The organism is Delftia sp. NA_296.1, assembly GCF_052692095.1.
In genome coordinates this window covers 397,151-415,540 of record NZ_JBQZGF010000001.1, presented here as the reverse complement: position 1 = coordinate 415,540, position 18,390 = coordinate 397,151, and the positions used below count along the sequence as shown (strand labels likewise).

Sequence of the window (18,390 nt, the reverse complement as noted above, 5' to 3'; positions counted from 1 at the left end):
AAGAAAACGCCTGCACAGCAGGCGCGAAACGCAGCAGGCCGGTCTCCGGGCTCACAAGCGGCGCAAGGACATGCCTTGCGCCCAGCGCCCCGTCTTCCCAATCCACCCGCGAAAAGCTGCATGTTGCAGACCACGCCATGAACCAGTGACAGCCTGTCATCGCCCCTCCGCAGGGTTGCGGAGACTGGCGGGACAGGCATGGAGCGCCTTGACTTGTTTACCGTTGCGGGGGCAGCCAAGGCCTGTGCCGGCAGCGCAAAAAGCATTTGCCGGCAGTCACCTTGTTCCCGTTTCATCCCCATGGCTGGCACGTGGACACCTGTTGCACGGATGCCTTTGCAGGCGCGGCATTATAGCCAGCGGTCCGTTTGCAGAGCCTTGGGCGCCTGGGGCACGTCGTGCAAAAGCAGCTCCAGACCCAGCCACTCGCCACGGTGAACGCGGCTGATGGCATGCCGCAGGTGCACACGGTAAAAGCCCGCCGCACCGCACACCGGGCGCGGCCCCGTGGCGATGATGGCCGCATCCCCCAGGCCCAGCGGCAGCACCATGGGGCGCGATTGCATGCGCGGGCGCTGCTCGGTCATCACGAATTCGCCGCCCTCGAAATCCTGGCCCGGCCGGGACAGCAGCAGCACCAGCTGCAGCGGAAACACCGCCGCACCTTCGCTGTATGAACGCAGCGGGGCATGGCCCGCTTGCGGCACGCGCAGCAGATGTGGCTGTGGCTGCGGCTGCGTTTGGCCTGCTTGCCGGCCCTGACGCATGAAATCCTCGAAGCAGCCCGGCAACCCAGGCTGCATGCCCATGTGTTCGCGCCAGCGGTTGGCCAGGGCCAGCAGATGCCCGTACAGCACCGGGCGCCATGCCTGCACGCAGGGCGGCAGGCCAGACGCGGCGGCCGCCTCGCGGGCCAAGGCGCGGCTTTCATCCGCAGTCAGCAGCTGCGGCAGCAGGGCATGGCCTTCGGCATCGAGCTCAGCGGCAATCCGCGCCCAATCCAGGCGGGCGAAGCGATCCTGGCTGTTGAGCCTGTCCATTTCAGACCGTCCAACCATTCAGCCCGCCTTGCGAAAAGTGAGATTGATGCGCCGCCCGCCCAGCAGCGGGTGAGGCTGGTCCTTGAGCGGCAGCACGCCGTGGTGGCGCAGCCGATCCACGCCGCCCCAGACCACCACGTCGCCATGCTGCAGCGGCACCCTGGCCGTGCTGTCAGCGCGCGCCAGTCCTCCAAACAGAAACGTGGCCGGCATGCCCAGGGACACCGAGACAATGGGCGCGCCCAGGTCGCGTTCGTCGCGGTCCTGGTGCAGGGAAAGCCGGGTGCCGGGCAGGTACTGGTTGATGAGGCAGGCATCGGGCACAAAGCCATCGAACCCCGCCGCAGCGGCCGCCTCGCCCGCCAGCCGGACAAACACGGCAGGCATGGCCGGCCAGGGCTGGCCGCTGAGTGGGTCGATGGCGCTGTAGCGGTAGCCGCGCCTGTCGCTGGTCCAGCCCAGCGCGCCGCAGTTGGTCATGGCCACCGACATGGTGAAGCCGCCCGGCGTAACCAGATGGCGCAGCGGCGCCCGCGCCGCAATGCCTTCGACCGCCTCCAGCAACTGCGCGGCATGGGGCAGGGCATGGCCGCGCAGCACCACGGATTGGGGGCCTATGGATTCGGCCCCGGTGGGATGTTCATCGGCGAAAAGATCCAGCGTGCTCATACCGGCCATCCATCAAAGTGCGTCATGAAAGATCAGCCCCACGGTATGGCGATGGCCGCTGTGGATGCGACTGACCCCATGGCGCATGGCCACGCGGCGGTAGCCGGTGCGCCGCCCGGGCACGGGCCGGTGGCGCACGGCCAGGACCAGCGCATCGCCCTGGTCCAGTGCCATCACATCGGCCCGCTGCCGGTCGCCATCGGCCTGGATGATGACGAACTCGCCACCCGTGAAGTCCCGCCCGGGCCGCGACAGCAGCAGCACCACCTGCAGCGGAAACACATGCTCTCCATAGACGTCCTGGTGCAGACAGTTGTAGTCGCCCGCACCGTATTGAAGGATGAGCGGCGTGGGCCGCAACTGGCCCTGCGCGTGGCAGCGCGCCAGGAAGTCCTGCAGCCGGTCCGGATAGCGCACTTCCAGCCCCATGCGCTGGTTCCAGACATTGGCCACCGGCGCCAGGCGCAGATACAGCTGCTCGCGCAGGCGCTGCAGCAGCGGTGGCAAGGGGTAGTCGAAATATTGATACTCGCCGCGCCCGAAACCGTGGCGTGCCATGACGATGCGGGAGCGAAAGCCGTCCCCCCTTGCGTAAAGAGCGGACAGGTCGCGGCACTGCTGCGCATCCAGCAGGCCGGGCAGGCGCGCGCAGCCTTGCTCATCGAGCTGGTGCTCCATCTGCGTCCAGTGGCAGGGCGGGGCGGATTCGCAAGCTTCGTCGTCGAAAAGACCGAGGTTGTGCATGGCGGGCGCGGTTGGCGGTATGGGCGCGGTTGGCAATACGGGCGCTGTGGGCAATTGCCGCAGTCTAGGGCGCCGCCGCAGCGCCTGCATCCCGCTTCTTGCAGTGGACAGAATGTCAACCGGTGGGAGCGCCTGCCAGCCGCGTGCTGGACAGGCCTGGGAGGGCGGGCTGGCGGCTGCAATTGAACAATCGCGGCATTCCTGCAAACGCCTCAGGCCCACCATGTCCAGCAACGTCCATCACCTCTATCTTTTCTTCGATACGCCCCTGCAGCTGCGCCGCGTGCAACTGATCTGCCAGTACCTGGCCCGGCAGTCCTGGGAGCAGGCCGAGCGCTGGATCCATGAGCTGGACCCCGCCCTGGACCGGTCCGCGCTGTGGGATGACGACTGGGCCAATGCCAGCGCCCTGGGCCATCCCCAGCACTTGGAGCTGGGCTTTGACACCCGCACCACAGCCGGCATGCCCTGGCGATTGCTGGAGACGCTGTTCCAGCACGGCCTGCAGGCTGCGGTGCTGCATGTCTTCTACGACCAGGTGGGCGAGAGCGAGCGCTACCACTTCGATGCCGGCCAATGGGTCAGCCACCACGCCTGGCTGTCCCGTTACCCGGAGCGCCAGGTGCTGGTCGATACGGATGGCGAGGTCTATCCGCAGCCCGGCCAGGAAGAGGGCGCCGACGGCACCGCCCTCACCAATCCGGCCCAGCCCATGACCATCACCCGGCTGCGCGAGCGGGACCAGGAGCGTGACCGCCAGGCCCAGGAATCCGTGCAGGCCCTGCTGGACACCATGGCCAGCCTGCGCAAGAGCGGCGTGTCGCCCGTGCAGGGCATCGTGGGGCTGTTCATGCTGCGGGCCGGCTTTCGCGGGCTGTGCGAGGCCGTGGCCTTCACCGTGATTGCGGCCCTGGCCTTCAGAGGCAAGGGACTGTGGCTCTGGTTGGCTTTGGGATTGGTGCTGGCGGTGGTGCTGCCGCTGTACCGCATGGCCGGCGCGCGACGGGAGTTTGCGGGGCAGGGTGGTGGGGATGCCGCATCCTGAGACAATCCGCGCTTGGCAAAATGAAACAAATTGCACAAGACCAGCTGAATCCCAGGAGAGGGTGAACAGGATGAGGATACGGACCATGGCTCCGGCAGGGTGGATCTGCGCCAGCAGGCGCTGTTTTCCTGAGCGGAGCCGTCGCTGATGCAGCCCACCGCCATTGAACAGGGGGCTGCCGTGGCACCAGGCGTTCACGAGGATTTCGGCCATTTGCTGGGCCTGTACATGCGCCGCATCCGCGCCAGCGCCTCGGGCGTGGCCACCGAGATCGGGCTGAGCCGGGAAGCCGTCAACAACTGGAGGAATGGGGTTTCCCTGCCCAATCCGCGCTCGCGCGACCGGCTGGCCGCCTGTGCCCAGTACCTGCGCCTGACGGAGGCGGAGACCAATCGCCTGTTCTCCGCCGCTGGCTTTGCCACGGAGTTTCCGCTGCAGGCCGCCGCCGCTGGCGCCCAGCCTTTTGCAGGCTTCATGGACCGGCTTTTCGCCCAGCTGGCCCAGGCCCGGCCCTATGCCATCACCATGCTGCTGTCGCCCGCGCACTGGGGGCAGCCCCCGTTTCGCCAGGAACTGCTGCTGCGTGCCCGCGCCCAGTATGGCGCCGAGGCGGTGTTGCACATCCAGCCGCCCTACAGCGTGAGCACGGCTGCGGCCGACTACTTTGCGGCCCTGGGCCGGCAATGCGGGCTGGGCGAAGTGGGCTCGGACTACGAATTCGAGGCCCTGCTGGAAAAGCGCCTGCTGGCCGGCGGCCGGCTGTTCTGCCTGGTCAGCCGCTTCGAGCAGGGCACGGCGCAGCTGCGCGAGACACTGGCCGGCATTCTGCGCAGCCTCAGCGAAATGCACAGCGGCCGCCTGCACTTGCTGCTGTGCGGCAGCGAGGCCCTGGCCGACCTCAAGTACCGCAGCGGTGACCTGTCGCTGCTCAACATCGGCCAGGTGGCCCACTGGCCCGATCCCACGCTGGAAGACCTGGCCCTGATGGCGCGCCAGCGCTGGCCCGGCACGGCCTGGCCGGCCGAGGTCATCGAGGCATTGCAGGCGCTGACGGGCGGGCATCCCGCGCTTTTCGAGGAAGCGCTGCAATGGCTGGTGGAGCAGGGCGTGGGCGTCGCTTCCGTGCACTCGCCCCTGCTGCGCGCCCATCTGGTGGCCAGCGCGCGCCTGTGGCAGACCTTGCTGCCCCTGGCGCAGGAACCTGCCACGCGCGAGCAACTGCGCGGGCTGGTGGATGCGGCATCGCTGGGCCGTGCACGCCCCTATCTGCAGGATGCCGTGCTGCGGCGCCTGTTCTGGGGCAATCTGCTGCAGGTGCGCGGAGCAGGCGAGGGCGCCCATCTGCACTGGCGCTGCGACATTGCCCGCGAAGCCGCCGTGGCGGTGCTGCAGGCATGAGCGGCCTGGGCCGGCTTGTGCAACTGCCCAGATCCTGGTGGCGCGCCGCGCTGCTCGCCTTGGTCACGCTGTTCGTCGGCACGGCCATCCTGCTGCCCCGCTACAACCCCGTCACCCGCAGCAGCCTGCAGGGCGCGGAAAGCTCGGGCCGGGTCTGGAACGAAATCATCCTGTGGCGCCTGGCCCTGATGGACTATGTGCGCCAGCATGAAAGCTGGCCGCAGGACCTGGCCAGCGTGGCGCCGGACATTGCCGAACCGCGCGTGCGCATGAGCTCGCCCAGGCCATTCGTGCTGCAGGCGGACGTGGCGCGCGACAGCCAGATGGGCGTGCTCGCCGGAACCCAGGTCCTGCTGCAACTGGACAGGCAACGCTGGGACTGGAGCTGCCAGGGCGGCCTGCCTCCGACTCCGCCGCGCTACCTGCCGCTGAACTGCAGCCCCTCGCCGGGCCAGCCCGAGCATGAGCCCTTTGGATGGCTGCGCAGCGTCATCTGGACCAGCGCACTGGTCTTTGGCTGCCTGGCCCTGCTGTGGCTGGTGCGCCATCCGCTGATAGGCCCGGCACAGCTCAAGCCCGAGCGCCTGCGCCGCAAGCCCTACCAGCATCTGCCCCAGCTGGACCGGCTGCTGCGGCTCACCGGCCGCCGTTCCGCCGTCCTGCGCGCTGCAGGCATACGCCCGCCGGATTGGCAGCGCGCCCTGCGCCTTGCCGGCGCAAGCCCAGGCGCCCGGGTGCGGGCCCTGGCCGAACGCCTGTCCGCCGCCTGCAAACCGGCGCAAGGCGAGTGGCCCGTGCCCGGCGACATGTTCGAGTGGACGCTGCCACCCGAGCTGCCCATCGCCCTGGGTCGCTGCCTGGTCTATGCGCCCCCGGCGGAGCTGGAAGAGGGCGAGCTCGTGCGCCAGCTGCGCCTGCTGCAAACCGGCGGCGATGTGGTGCTCATCGTGAGCCCGCACCATCCACAGTCGCCCATGCCGCTGCTGCAGCGCCATGCCCAGGACCGCGCCAACCTGCACGTGCTGCTGGACAGCCCGGGGCAGACCGAATGGCTGCTGGGCGGCGCTCCAGACCAGGTGCTGCTGCGGCTGCTGGCCACGCAGTTGCAGGTCACGCGCATATCGCCCTACCAGACGCGCGGCGGCGTGACGCGCGAGGACGTTTTCTTTGGCCGCGAGCGCCTGCTGGCCCGCGTGCTCAACCGCGAGCCGGCCAACTACCTGGTCGTGGGAGGACGCCAGCTCGGCAAAAGCAGCCTGCTCAAAGCCGTGCAGCGGCGGCTGCAGGAGCATCCGGCCATCGCCTGCCACTACATCTCGCTGCGTGACCACCGCCTCACGCCGCGCCTGGCCACGCAGTTCGGCCTTCCCGTGGAAACACCGCTGGAGGCGATCATCGAACACCTGCAAAAGCAGTCGCAGGGCAGGCGGCTGTACCTGCTGATCGACGAGGCCGACCTGTTCTTCCGCGACGAAGCCCGCAATGGCTACCCCCAGCTCAGCGCCTTGCGCGCGCTGAGCGAGGAGGGCCGTTGCTGGTTCATGCTGGCGGGATTCTGGGATCTGTACGCGGCAGCGCTGCTCGACTACCAGTCGCCGCTGCGCAACTTCGGCGAAATCCTGGCCATTGGGGGATTGGAGCCAGCGGCATGTCATGCCCTGGCCACCGAGCCGCTGCGCAGGCTGCGCCTGGGCTTTGCCAACGACGCTCTGGCCGAGCGGCTGATAGAGGCCAGCGGCAGGCGCGCCAACCTGGTCGCCATCCTCTGCCAGGAATGCCTGGAAGCCCTGGGACCCGACGAACGCGTCATCGAAGAACGCCACCTGCGCCAGGCCATGGCATCCCAGCCCGTGCAGGACGCGCTGGTGGGATGGGGCCGCTTGAGCACCGACGAACAGGCCTGTCGCCTGGACCGCATCGCCGTCTATCACACGGCCCAGCAAGGACAGACCAGCCTGACCGCACTCGACGCCCTGGTCCCATCCCACGGCGCCACCGGCCAGGCCCAGGCCCTGCGCCGGTCCCTGGCGCGCCTGCAACTGGCCTACGTGCTGCGCCGGGATGAAACGCACGGCGTGCACGATGCAAGCTACGTCTTCACCATCCCGCTGCTGCAGCGCCAGTTCGAGCCACAGGAAACCGCGCTTTTGCTGAAGCAGGAGCTTGAAGGCCTGGAAACCGTCTTGAACAGCTGAAAACGAAGCAGGCAAGGCACTGGAGGAGTGCCTTGCCTTGGTTTTCAGGCCGTCATTTGCGTTTGTGATTTAACATAATATACATCGTATCGAACAAAACAGAGGGCAAGAATTCTTACGCACCGGTGCACTCCAACTGGCCAGCCCGGGGGTTCGGACCTTGCTTGCCAGGGCCGGGACCGGTGGCAGGCAGTCCATACACGGCCTTCACGTCGGCGTTGTCCTGTGACTTGAAGCCGTCCTTGGACAGAGACCATGCATCGAAATAGTTCACGGGGTTGTAGGCAACCGCGTTCGCAGACTTCAGATAGTCCGTCAGACGCGGCACTTCGCTTTCGAGATAGGGAAAATGCAGTCCGTATTCGAGGCTGAAGCCTACGGAATTTCCATCCACCTTCGTTGCCCGGGTTCCGAGATGATGCGGCTGGAAATACTTCACCTTGAAGGCCGGAATGATGACGCGGGCCTGTGCCACGACATTCGACTCGGGGCCGCCTTGCCACAGGTCGATATTGGATATTCCGGCATCTTTCACGGCGGCAGACAGATTGTCGAATGGCGATCCGTAGACCACCTGATTGGGAAGGCCCTTGTTGACGATGCGTGGATAGAACAATTCCTGTCCACCCGCACCGCTGTCCGATGCATAGATGGAAAGAACCTTGTCCGGCGTCTTCGTGGTGATCAGAAATCCAAAAGCTTCCACTCCCGCCGTTCCAGCGCCGACTTCGCCGCAGTCGATGCTGTGCAGCCAGCGCACCACGCGAGCCGTCGTATTTTCGTTGAGCGAAATCACTTCGCCGCCCTTCAATGTCCGTGCACTGTGCCGCCGGATTTCCATAGGCAACGACCTTTTGGCATTCCGTGGGTTGGGATGTGCCCTCCCCTGCGCTTCCGCATGCGGTTACAGCCACAGCCCCGACCCCCTGGTCGGCAGGTCGCAGCAGGAGTACCTGAAGCAGAAAATCCAGAAGTACCGGGAAGATGCCGAAAAAATGGGAGTGAGAATCTGGCGAAACCGTCCGTGATGTTGCTCCTGGAGCCGGTTGGGCCGGCTGCGCAGGTGGGGCCAGATAATGCACCATCCCTGACGTCCATCTCGTCCATTTGCCGGTACTTCCAATGACCACACCCACGATCCCGCGCCAGGCCGAGCCCCAGCAAATTGATGCAGCGCTGTCGATCGCCGCATCCTTCCTGGTCCTTACCGTTGCAAGAGACGCAGCGTCCCTCTCCACCGTGCGATCCGTGCTCGGCGATCTGGACGGCCTGATCAAGAACGTCCTTGTACGGGACGTGACCGGTACCTTTACCTGCAACGTGGGCATCGGTGCCGATGTGTGGGGTCCGCTCGTCGGTACCCCGCTTCCGGCCGAACTCCATCCATTCCGCGAAATCCGGGGCGCCACCCATGTGGCAGTCTCTACTTCGGGGGACCTGCTGTTCCACATCCGCGCCAGGTCCATGGATCTCATCGTGGCGTTCGAGCAGATGCTCCTGGAGGCCCTGGAAGGGACAGTCGCGGCCATGGATGAGGTCGCCGGATTCCGGTACTTCGATGGACGCGACCTGCTGGATTTTGTCGATGGCACCGCGAATCCGGTCGGCCTGGCGCTGCCGGCCTCAACGATAGTGGGCGAGGAAGATCCTGAACATGCGGGCGGAAGCTATGTCGTCGTACAGAAGTACCTCCACGACCTCCCGGCATGGAAAAGCCTGAGCACCGAAGCCCAGGAGCAGATCATTGGACGAAAGAAGTTCACCAACACCGAGCTTCCCGATGCCTCGGAGGCGGAGCAGAAGTCACACAAGACGCTGTGCACCATCACGCAGGACGGCGTCGAACACGACATCCTGCGAGACAACATGGCTTTCGCGAGGCCTGCACTCAAGGAGTACGGAACCTATTTCATCGGTTATTCCAGGCACCTTTGGGTGATCGAGCAGATGCTCGAACGGATGTTCATCGGAAGCCCGCCCCCGCTCCATGACCGCATCCTTGACTTCTCGGCGGCGGTGACAGGCATTGCCTTCTTCGTTCCTTCAAAGGACATGCTCGCCCATCTTTGAGATCGGCTCGGGCATCGACGCCTGCCGCACGCAGGATCGCAACCTCAGGCCCTCCATCAATGATGGTTGGGAAGCAGGCGTCAAGTTCTCTCCCCTGCCCTGGCTCAACGGCCGCGTGGCCTACTGGGAGCCACGCGCCTCGGGAGAGGTGGCCCGGGTGCTGCAGGTCAAAAATGTCACCAACCGCAGTCTGATGGAGTCTGGCGCCGGCATTTCTCGAAAATATTTTTGCATGGGGTGCATCCAAACGATGCGATGGCGGGTAGTACCAGCAGCAGCCCAAAAAAAGGCGCTGCTTCAGTCCCCTTCACAAAACTGTTTGGAGAATTGCAATGTTGACCTCTCGTTCCGCATCCCGCACCGCCGCCGTTTCCTTCGCTGTCGCCACAGCGGCCCTGCTCGCTGCCTGTGGCTCGATGCACAAGCCGGCCAGCACTTTCTCCCAGGCATCGCTGCCCGCCCCCATCCAGGTTCCTGCAGGGAACAAGGTCGCGTGGGAAACCGTAGGCAGCGGTGATATCACCTACGAGTGCCGCGACAAGGCCAACGCGCCTGGCCAGACGGAATGGGTCTTTGTGGGACCCGATGCTGTGCTGAAGGACCGCATGGGCAAACAAGTGGGCCGCTACTACGGACCCCCTGCCACCTGGGAGGCCAACGACGGCTCCAAACTCACCGCCACCCAGCTGGCTGTGGCGCCGTCCGGCGCAGGCAATCTGCCTTACCAGCTGGTGAAGGCAAACCCGGCCATGGGCAGCGGCGCGCTGGAGGGTGTGAGCTACATCCAGCGCGTGGCACTCCAGGGCGGAGTGGCGCCGGCTGACAAGCCCTGCATGGCTGCCAACAAGGGCCAGAAGACCACCGTGAAGTACCAGGCCGACTACATCTTCTGGAAGCCTATGTAAGAGCCGGCAGCGGCGCGGATACACTGGACGAAGGATTTCCTGCAACGCCCCCTTCGCTCCATTTCGTGCCGCCCGCTGTCTCCCAGAACAACGAAGCTTTCGACCATGACGCAGCATTGCATGCATGTGCACGCGGCGAACGCGATGCTTTGCAGCGGATTTATGAGGCCGAGGCGCGCTTTCTCCTCGGCGTGGCACTGCGCATCGTCCGCGAGCGCGCCGCTGCGGAAGACGTGCTGCACGATGCGTTTGTCTCCATCTGGAACCGCTCATCCACCTTCGACGGCAATCGCGGAAGTGGTCGAGGGTGGATCTACAGCGTGGTGCGGCACGCCGCCCTCAACCGTGTACGGGATGGCGCACGCGAAACCGTGCTGGATGAAACTGCCCATGAAGCGCATGACGCCCAGGCCGCACTTTTGGCCTGGAAGGAAGGCGGCAGTGAATGGGAGCGGCAGGCGACGCTGGGTCGTCTTGGCGATTGCCTCGACCGGCTGGACCCCGAGCGCCGCGCCTGCCTGTTGCACGCCTACGTGGACGGCTGCAGCCACAGCGAAATTGCGGCGCGTGTGCAGGCGCCGCTTGGTACGGTCAAGGCCTGGGTTCAACGCGGACTGCGCGCCCTGAGAGAGTGCATGCAATGAGCGGCGACACCCACCCCAATCCCTCAGAGTCGACGGATGACGGCTCCCCGGACGATCTCCAGATGCAGGCCGGCGAGTACGTATTGGGCACCCTCAATGCAGCCCAGCGCCGCTCCATCGAATCCCGTCTGCCCTACGAGCCTGCGTTGCGCACTGCCGTGCAGGCGTGGGAGCAACGGCTCCTGCCGCTGGTTCAGCTGGCTCCCTCCATCGAGCCCTCCGCAACGCTGTGGCAGCGCATTGCGGCCAGCGTCAAGCCGGCCCGGCCAGCGGTCCGCGCACAGCGTGGTGCCTGGTGGCACTGGGATAGCCTCGCCCTTTGGCGCGGCTTGGCGGGTGGCGGCTTTGCAGCTGCAGCACTGCTCGCGGCTGTGCTGGTTGTGCGAGAGGCATCACCGCCGGCTGCCCCGCGCTATTTCGTCGTGCTGGCCGCGCCGCAGAATCAGGCCCCCGGGTGGGTGGTCCAGGCCCAGTCTGAAGGCCGTCTGCGCCTTGTGCCACTGGGCAAGGATGCCATTCCGGCGGAAAAATCCCTGCAGTTCTGGACCAAGGCCGACGGCTGGAAGGCGCCGGTGTCCCTGGGTCTGGTCAAACCGGGCGAAGCCATCGAAGTGCCGGTAGACCAGTTGCCGCCTCTACAGCCGAATCAGCTTTTCGAGCTCACCCTGGAGCCAGAAGGCGGCTCCCCGAGCGGACGCCCGACAGGGCCCATTCAGTTCATCGGCCGCGCTGTACAGATCTAGAGCGTGGTGTGCACTTTCAAGTGCCCGCGTCGGCTCTTCGCGCTGGTGATCACACGCTCCAGGCGTCGCATTGGATGCGGCCGGCCTGGCCTTCGGTTTCAGAACGAGTGGCGCAGGCCCAGCATCAGGCCAGTCTGCGATGCGCCCGCCAGCGGGCTGCCGCCGGCTGCGGCCGAGCTGACCGAGATGGCCAGGCGCTGTCCGTTGTCAATGCGCGCGGCCTGGGCATAGACCGCCGTGCGCTTGGAGAACTTGTAGGTGGCGCGCAGGGCCAGCAGGGTGGAGCGGTCGCCGCCCTGGGCATAGCGCAGTTGCTGCAGCTGGCCATCGACCACGACGGCGGCGCTGGGGGACCAGGACAGGCCGCCCCAGGCCAGGGTGCTGCGCGGCGTGGCGCCGTTGCTGGCCGAGGCCGCCTGGGCCGCGTCGTTGTCACGGCGCATGAGACCGGCGCCCAGCTTGATGGTGGGTGACAGCGCGGCATAGCCGTTGAGCATGATGCGGCGGTCCTTCAGGTCCGAGCGCGTCAGCCCTGCAAATGCGCCGGCGCCGCCGCGCATCTCGTCCACGGCCAGCGCAAAGCCCCAGGGCGCTGTGTCGTACTTCAGCATGGCGGACCACTGGCGGCAGGCCTGCCTGTCCGTGGCCGATTCGCCGGCGCAGTTGGTGCCGGCCGGGCTGGGGCCGGCGTTGACGGCATCGCGTCCCAGGCTGTAGGCCGCACCCAGGCTCCAGGCGCCGAAGCGCCCCCGGTAGGCCAGGGAGTTGTCGGTGCGCGTGTTGGGGATGTAGCTGTCCAGGCTGCTCAGACCGAAGGCGTTGGGACCCAGCAGGTCGGCGTCGAACAGCGCCCAGTACAGCATGGTGTAGTTGCGCCCCAGCGAGACGCTGCCCCAACTGCCGGACAGTCCCACCCAGGCCTGGCGCCCGAAACCCCGCCCGCCCTGGTTGAAGGTGCCGGCATCCGGGCCAAAGCCTGACTCCAGCGCAAAGATGGCGCTCAGGCCGCCGCCCAGATCCTCGCTCCCGCGCAGCCCCCAGCGCGACGGTGCCGTTCCCGTGAGGCCAGGCATGCGCGTCAGCGATCCGCCGCCTTGCACATTCGTCAGGTACTCGATGCCGGTGTCCAGATGGCCGTACAGCGTCACGGATGCGCCGGCCTGGGCCCGGGCGCCGTCGGCAGCCGCCAGCGCCGCGAGCGAAGCCAGACAGGCCAGGCAAGCCCGCAGGGGTCGCCTGGCCTGGGGTGGAGGACTGCTTTTTTGAATGCGCTTCATGGTGATGTCTCCTGTCGTTGTCGTCGTGGAATCGGCACGCCGCAACGCTGCGCCTTGGATAGGGCTGCAGTGGCGGGTGCGGGGAAATGGAACTGGGAAATGGAGCGGGGAAGTGGCTAGGCGCCCTGCGCTTCAGGCGCCCGGGAGGTCCCGGTACATGACGAAGCGCGCCACGCGGCGCGTGATCAGCCAATGGCCTTCAGGACTGCGGCCGAAGGTGTCATCGAACTCGCCAACGAGCTGGCGCGGTTGGGCCGGGCGGCCGTGCGGCGTGATGGCATCGGCCTCGTCGCAGGACCACAGCAGCACCTGGCTGCGCGCGCTTGCGCGGTCCGGGCCTTGCAGTTCCACCAGCGTGTTGGTGACCAGATGCCGGGTCATTCGGCCCGCGGGACGCCGGGAGTACGCGGCGGCGATGGCCGTGCGCCCGCCCAGCACCTCGCCGCCGGGCCGTTGCAGCTGGCCGTCTTCGGCAAACAGCTGCGCCAGGGCCTGGGCATCACCGGCATCCGCAAAGGCAGCAGCGCGCAGCACCAGGTCCAGGCAGGCCTGGCGGGCCAGCAGCCGGTCGATTTCATGGTTCATGTTTCTTGTCTCCCCGGAATTCGCAGCCTGCGATGGGCTGTCTTGATCCAGGCCCCAAGCATTCCACGCTGGCATCGATCCGGCCAATGCCGGAGCCCCGGCCATCAATGCGTTTTTCTTATGGGACAATCAAAACACGGTTTTCCAACGTGCCGTTCAGCGCCTTTCCATGAACCTTTACCTTGCCCCCTGGACCGGCCCGGCCACCAGCAATCCTTCGCGTTTTCCCGATTTGGCAGGCCATTTGCGGGCCATGCGCGCCATGCTGGGCGTGGTGCGCCACGGCAGCACCACGCGGGCCGCCCAGGCTATGCATCTTTCTCAGCCGGCCGTGGCGCGCTCGGTGCTGCAACTGGAAGAGGCCTGTGGCCTGCCGCTGTTCATGCGGGGAGCGCGCGGCATGATGCCGACCCCGCTGGGCAGCCAGCTGGCCGCCCGCATCGAAGCCATGCTCCAGCATCTGGGCAGCGGCGCGGCCGACGCCCTGGCCGCCGCCACGCTGGCGGCCAGGCGCCCTCCCCTGCCCGAGCGTTTTGCCGAGACCGTGCCTGCGGGCCAGCTGCGCGCCCTCATGGCCATTGCCGACTGCGGCAGCGAATCCCTGGCCGCGCAGTGGCTGGGCCTGACGCAGCCCGCCGTGCATGCGGCGCTGCAGGGGCTGGAAGCCAGTCTGGGCATGCAGCTGTTCTACAAGCTGGCCTTCGGCACGCGGCTGACGCCGTCCGGCGAAGCGCTGCTGCGCCGTGTCAAGCTGGCCCTGGCCGAGGTGCGCGGCATGGACAGCGATATTTCCGCCTGGCGCGGCGAGATCCGGGGGCGCGTGGTGGTCGGCGTGCTGCCGCTGTCGGTGGGAATCTTCCTGCCGCGCGCGGTCGACAGCCTGGCCGCCAGCCACCCGGACATCGAGGTCAGCATCGTGGACGGCACCTATGAGAGCCTGGTGCAGCACCTGCTGAGCGCCGACATTGACGCCATCGCTGGCGCCCTGCGCGCCGACATGCCCTCCGATGAGGTACGCCAGCTGCACCTGTTCGACGATGACCTGGTCGTGGTGGCACCGGCCGGCCATGCCTGCCTGGACCGCGGCCAGCTGGTTCTGGAGGACTTGCTGCAATGGCCCTGGGTCTCGCCCCTGCCCGGCACGCCGGCCGACCGCGCCATGGTCCAGCTGTTCCGCAGCCAGGGCCTGGAGCCGCCGCGCGCCAGCCTGCGCGCCAGCAGCCCGACCATGACGCTGGCCTTTGTGCTGCAGACGGGCCGGCTGGCCCTGGCCTCGCGCGGACAGGCCCTGCAGGATGACCACGGCGGGCAGTTGTCCATCGTGCCCGTGGACCTGCCTTCCACACGCAGGCGCATCGGGCTGGCCACGCGTGCGCTGAGCACGGCATCGCAGGACCTGGAGCTGTTCATGCAGGCCTGCCGGCGGGCCGTGGGCGATCCGCCGGCCTAGCCCGAGCGCAGCGCTCGCTCAGCGCCCCATCCAGTCGAGCAGTGCCCACGACACCTGCTGCGGCTGCTCCATGGTGCTCATGTGGCCGCTGTCCTCGATCACCACCAGCTCGGCGCCCGGGCACAGGGCCTGCATGCGCTCATGGCGTGACAGCGGGCTCCAGGCATCCTGGCGACCGCAGGCCAGCAGAGTCGGGCAGCGCAGTTGCCGGAGCACATCGCCCGCATCGGGGCGGTTCAGCAAGGCATTGATCTGCGCAGCAAACACCTCGGGCGTGAAGCGCGCCACCATGTCGAGCACCTCGCCAAACAGTGGCGTATCAAGCTGGTCGGGATGCACCATGCCGCGCGCCCATTGCAGGCCCATCTCGCGCATGCCGCTGTGCCGGGCAATCTGCAAGAGCGCCATGCGCTTGGCGCGTTCGCTCTCGCCGGCCTCGCCCGGGGCGATGGGGTCCATGCCGGTGTCCAGCAAGGCCAGCCGCTCCACACGCTGGGGAGCCATGCCGGCAATGGCCAGGGCCACGCGCCCGCCCATGGAATGGCCCGCCAGCGAAAACCGCTCGGCCGCCACGCAGTCCAGCACAAGGCGCGCCATGTCTTCGATGGTGGCCGCCGTGCCATAGGACGGAACAATGCACTCGGCAACACCGGCAAAGGACAGGGCCGCCTGCTGCTCGTGCCAGACTGTCTCGTCGCACAGCAGGCCCGGCAGAAGTACCACGCAAGGCCGGCTCATGCTGCGTTCTCCAGGATGAGGTGTCCGACAGCGGTGTTCGATGCCGGCACATGGTAGAAGCGGTGGTTGACCTTGGGCAGCGGCGCAGGGCCATCCACATCGGCCATGGCACCGCGCGCGATCAGCCACATCACCAGCTCGATGCCTTCGGAGCCAGCCTCGCGCACGTAGTCGATATGCGGCATCTTGGCCAGGCCGGCAGGGTTCTCGATCAGCAGGTCCAGGAAGCGGTTGTCCCACTCCTTGTTGATCAGGCCCGCACGCGCGCCCTGCAGCTGGTGGCTCATGCCGCCCGTGCCCCAGATCTGCACGTTCAGGTCTTCATCGAAGCTTTCCACGGCGCGGCGGATGGCACGGCCCAGGTTGAAGCAGCGCTGGCCCGACGGCACGGGGTACTGCACCACGTTCACGGCAAACGGAATCACCGGGCAGGGCCAGGCGCCCGTGCGCGCGTCCTGCTGGCCGCACATCAGCGACAGCGGCACGGTCAGGCCGTGGTCCAGGTCCATCTTGTTGACGATGGTCAGGTCGAAGTCCTGCTGTATCACCGACTGCGCGATGTGGCTGGCCAGCTCCGGATGGCCGATGACCTTGGGCACGGGGCGCGGGCCCCAGCCTTCGTCGGCAGGCTGGTATTCAGCGGCCGTGCCGATGGCAAACGTCGGGATGAAGTCCAGGCTGAACGCGGTCGCGTGGTCGTTGTAGACCAGGAAGATCACGTCGGGCCTGTTGTCCTTGAGCCATTGGCGCGAGTGCTCGAAGCCCTTGAACAGCGGCTGCCAATAGGGGTCGCCCGCCTTGCCCAGGTCCATGGCCGCGCCGATGGCGGGCACATGCGAGGTGTAGACGGATGCGGTGATGCGTGCCATCAGATGCCTTTTTCCTGTCGTTCCTGCTCATGCAGGTAGCGGTTTCCTTCGATGCTGCGTCCGCCGCCCAGCATCATCTGGCGGTAGTCCTCCTCGTTCATGCCACTCATGGTCGAGACCATGTTCTGCACGCTGACGCCGTCGGTGGCGCCGATCTTCACGAGGAAGTAGATGTTTCCGCCCAGCGCAATGCAGCGGTTCAGGTCGCGGTCCAGCACGGCCTGTCTTTGCTCGGCCGTCATGGCCCATTCGCCCAGGTAGGCACGCTCGTCGGCCTTGAAGCGCTCGCGGTTCTCGGCCTTCATCAGCGACATGCAGAACTGGTTGAGCCAGTAGCCCTGGCGGGATTGCTCGGCGTCGAAGACCGTGGTTCCCGGTACGTCGAGATAGGGTTTGTCCAATGCCATGGAAGTGTTTCTCCTGCGCTTGAGCGCTTGGGCGCTCGGGCGCGTGCTCACGGATAGGGGTTCAAGGATCAAGCACCAGGCGCTCGCAGCACGCCACCCCCCGGCGCCAGGGTGCGGCCGGCGCCCGTGGCCCACACGGCCAGCGCAGCGGCAATCAGCGGCAAGGCAAAGACGTAGTACAGCGAGGCAGGCTGCCAACCGCCGTCCAGCAGCAGGCCAGCCATGGTGGGCGCCACGATGGCGCCTATGCGCCCAATGCCTATGGCCCAGCCCATGCCGGTGGCGCGCACCTGGGCCGGATAGGTGGCCGGCACCAACCCGTACAGCCCGGCCATGGAGGCGAACAGGAACACGCCCACGCCCACCGCTGCGGCGAACGCCCAACCCAGGCTGGCCGAGGCCAGGCCGAACAGCGCGGTGAACAAGGCATTCAGCAGCAGGCTGCCCATGGCCAGATGCCGCAGCTTGGCCTTCACCGCCAGCAGGCCGAACAGGCTGCCGCCGGCAATGCCGCCCAGGTTGAGCAACACGCCGCCCGTCACGCCCTGCTGTGCCGACAGGCCGGCCTGCACCAGCAGCTTGGGCGTCCAGCTCAGGGAAAAGTAGACGCTGAACATCAGCAGGAAGAAGCCGGCCCAGAGCATGAGCGTGGGGCGCGCCAGGCCGTTCCTGAACAAGGCGGCCACGGTATTGCCCTGCTGGACGTCACCGCCGGCTTGCGCGGGCAACTGCAGCATGGCGGGGTGCCCCATGAGTGCCATCAGGCGGTTGAGCTTTTCCAGCGCACGCGCCGGGCGACGGCCCATCAGGAAATCCACCGACTCCGGCAGGCGCCACAGCACGATGGGCACCATCAGCGCCGTGGCCAGGCCGCCGAACACAAAGACCGAGCGCCAACCATGGTGTGTCAGCAGCCAGGCGGCCATGAGTCCGCCCAGCGTGGCGCCAATCGGATAGCCCGTGGCCTGCAGCGCAATCGCCGTGCTGCGCCATTTGTTCGATGAATACTCAGAGGTGATCACCCCCACGCTGGCCAGCATGCCGCCAATGCCCACGCCCGTCATGGCGCGCAGGGCTGCCAGCTCGACATGGCTGCGCGCTGCCGCAGACAGCAGCATGCCCACGGACACCAGCACCAGGCACAGCACGATGATGGGTTGCCGGCCACGGCGGTCGGCCACGGGCGCCAGGAACAGCGAGCCCAGGGCCATGCCGATCAGACCGGCGCTGAACAGCACGCCCAGCTGCGCCCCGTTGAGCTTCCATTCGGCAGCGACGGCCGAGGCGGTGAAGGCCATCACCAGCACATCGAAGCCGTCCAGCATGATGAGCAGGGTACAGATGGCCACGGCCAGCCACTGGAACGGCGCCATGGCGCCCTCGTCCATCGTCTTGCGGATATCTTTCATACAAGTCCTTGTCGGAGCAGGTTGTCTCTTTGCCCTGGCAGGCGCTTTGCGCCCAGGCCAGGTTCTTTTGTGGGAAAACTGGGGGCGGTCTGCATTCGGAGCGCACAGCGCCGACATTCCCCAGTGCAAAAAGTATCTCCACGCCAGCCTTTCCAGGCCAATGCCGACGGACGCGCAAGCTATGCGTTCTATTGATGGCCAC

18 protein-coding genes and 1 riboswitch are annotated in these 18,390 nt (G+C 66.8%); of the genes, 8 read left to right on the top strand and 10 right to left on the bottom strand.

What is annotated here, in order from left to right; genetic code table 11:
• Positions 1-19: 19 nt before the first annotated feature.
• A riboswitch (cobalamin riboswitch) is annotated at positions 20-338 on the bottom strand.
• 12 nt (positions 339-350) lie between these two features.
• Genes ACUTR7_RS02045 through ACUTR7_RS02035 form a run of 3 tightly spaced genes read right to left on the bottom strand, consistent with a single transcriptional unit; the run spans position 351 to position 2,453 of the window.
• Complete coding sequence (locus ACUTR7_RS02045) at positions 351-1,040, bottom strand: 2OG-Fe(II) oxygenase (RefSeq protein WP_315531476.1); 690 nt, start codon at positions 1,038-1,040, stop codon at positions 351-353.
• 18 nt (positions 1,041-1,058) lie between these two features.
• Positions 1,059-1,709, bottom strand: a complete 651-nt coding sequence (alkB, locus tag ACUTR7_RS02040; RefSeq protein ID WP_207443198.1) for a DNA oxidative demethylase AlkB — start codon at positions 1,707-1,709, stop codon at positions 1,059-1,061.
• A 12-nt stretch (positions 1,710-1,721) separates the two neighbouring features.
• A complete protein-coding gene (locus ACUTR7_RS02035; protein ID WP_445607983.1) occupies positions 1,722-2,453 on the bottom strand; it encodes a 2OG-Fe(II) oxygenase in 732 nt (243 codons plus the stop codon).
• Positions 2,454-2,676: 223 nt separating this feature from the next.
• Here ACUTR7_RS02035 and ACUTR7_RS02030 point away from each other — a divergent pair, with 223 nt between their 5' ends.
• The 3 genes from ACUTR7_RS02030 (at position 2,677) to ACUTR7_RS02020 (ending at position 7,091) form a co-directional block, all read left to right on the top strand.
• Positions 2,677-3,498, top strand: a complete 822-nt coding sequence (locus tag ACUTR7_RS02030; RefSeq protein WP_071955937.1) for a hypothetical protein — start codon at positions 2,677-2,679, stop codon at positions 3,496-3,498.
• Positions 3,499-3,645: 147 nt separating this feature from the next.
• Positions 3,646-4,896, top strand: a complete 1,251-nt coding sequence (locus ACUTR7_RS02025) for a hypothetical protein (RefSeq protein ID WP_043822406.1) — start codon at positions 3,646-3,648, stop codon at positions 4,894-4,896.
• On the top strand, positions 4,893-7,091 hold the full coding sequence (locus ACUTR7_RS02020; protein WP_445607982.1) for an AAA family ATPase: 2,199 nt from the start codon (positions 4,893-4,895) through the stop codon (positions 7,089-7,091). Before ACUTR7_RS02025 ends, ACUTR7_RS02020 begins: the two co-directional genes overlap by 4 nt.
• Positions 7,092-7,206: 115 nt before the next feature.
• Here the strand turns inward: ACUTR7_RS02020 and ACUTR7_RS02015 are convergent, their stop codons facing one another.
• Positions 7,207-7,932: a hypothetical protein gene (locus ACUTR7_RS02015; protein ID WP_445607981.1), complete on the bottom strand. Its 726-nt coding sequence runs from the start codon at positions 7,930-7,932 to the stop codon at positions 7,207-7,209.
• 281 nt (positions 7,933-8,213) lie between these two features.
• Between ACUTR7_RS02015 and ACUTR7_RS02010 the strand changes: the two genes are divergently transcribed.
• The 4 genes from ACUTR7_RS02010 to ACUTR7_RS01995 all read left to right on the top strand — a co-directional run bounded on the left by ACUTR7_RS02010 (position 8,214) and on the right by ACUTR7_RS01995 (position 11,453).
• Positions 8,214-9,161, top strand: coding sequence for a Dyp-type peroxidase (locus ACUTR7_RS02010; RefSeq protein ID WP_445607980.1), 948 nt, complete (start codon positions 8,214-8,216; stop codon positions 9,159-9,161).
• A gap of 332 nt (positions 9,162-9,493) precedes the next feature.
• Positions 9,494-10,066, top strand: coding sequence for a DUF3455 domain-containing protein (locus ACUTR7_RS02005; RefSeq protein ID WP_034393786.1), 573 nt, complete (start codon positions 9,494-9,496; stop codon positions 10,064-10,066).
• A 65-nt stretch (positions 10,067-10,131) separates the two neighbouring features.
• Positions 10,132-10,710 (top strand): sigma-70 family RNA polymerase sigma factor, encoded by a 579-nt coding sequence (locus ACUTR7_RS02000; protein WP_445607979.1) that lies wholly within the window; start codon positions 10,132-10,134, stop codon positions 10,708-10,710.
• Entirely contained in the window at positions 10,707-11,453 is a 747-nt protein-coding gene (locus ACUTR7_RS01995) for an anti-sigma factor (RefSeq protein WP_230355423.1), read from the top strand. The genes ACUTR7_RS02000 and ACUTR7_RS01995 overlap by 4 nt, the downstream gene beginning before the upstream one ends.
• Before the next feature lie 98 nt (positions 11,454-11,551).
• Here ACUTR7_RS01995 and ACUTR7_RS01990 read toward each other — a convergent pair whose 3' ends face one another.
• Positions 11,552-12,730, bottom strand: a complete 1,179-nt coding sequence (locus ACUTR7_RS01990) for a porin (RefSeq protein WP_445607978.1) — start codon at positions 12,728-12,730, stop codon at positions 11,552-11,554.
• Positions 12,731-12,862: 132 nt separating this feature from the next.
• On the bottom strand, positions 12,863-13,315 hold the full coding sequence (locus ACUTR7_RS01985; RefSeq protein WP_353176436.1) for a nuclear transport factor 2 family protein: 453 nt from the start codon (positions 13,313-13,315) through the stop codon (positions 12,863-12,865).
• Between the two features lie 169 nt (positions 13,316-13,484).
• Here ACUTR7_RS01985 and ACUTR7_RS01980 point away from each other — a divergent pair, with 169 nt between their 5' ends.
• Positions 13,485-14,765: a LysR family transcriptional regulator gene (locus ACUTR7_RS01980; RefSeq protein WP_445607977.1), complete on the top strand. Its 1,281-nt coding sequence runs from the start codon at positions 13,485-13,487 to the stop codon at positions 14,763-14,765.
• 18 nt (positions 14,766-14,783) lie between these two features.
• Here ACUTR7_RS01980 and ACUTR7_RS01975 read toward each other — a convergent pair whose 3' ends face one another.
• The 4 genes from ACUTR7_RS01975 to ACUTR7_RS01960 all read right to left on the bottom strand — a co-directional run bounded on the left by ACUTR7_RS01975 (position 14,784) and on the right by ACUTR7_RS01960 (position 18,188).
• Positions 14,784-15,503: an alpha/beta fold hydrolase gene (locus ACUTR7_RS01975; RefSeq protein ID WP_445607976.1), complete on the bottom strand. Its 720-nt coding sequence runs from the start codon at positions 15,501-15,503 to the stop codon at positions 14,784-14,786.
• Positions 15,500-16,372 (bottom strand): class III extradiol dioxygenase subunit beta, encoded by an 873-nt coding sequence (locus tag ACUTR7_RS01970; RefSeq protein WP_445607975.1) that lies wholly within the window; start codon positions 16,370-16,372, stop codon positions 15,500-15,502. Before ACUTR7_RS01970 ends, ACUTR7_RS01975 begins: the two co-directional genes overlap by 4 nt.
• Entirely contained in the window at positions 16,372-16,779 is a 408-nt protein-coding gene (ligA, locus tag ACUTR7_RS01965; protein ID WP_445607974.1) for a protocatechuate 4,5-dioxygenase subunit alpha, read from the bottom strand. The genes ACUTR7_RS01970 and ligA overlap by 1 nt, the downstream gene beginning before the upstream one ends.
• Before the next feature lie 68 nt (positions 16,780-16,847).
• Positions 16,848-18,188: an MFS transporter gene (locus tag ACUTR7_RS01960; protein WP_445607973.1), complete on the bottom strand. Its 1,341-nt coding sequence runs from the start codon at positions 18,186-18,188 to the stop codon at positions 16,848-16,850.
• Positions 18,189-18,390 lie beyond the last annotated feature (202 nt).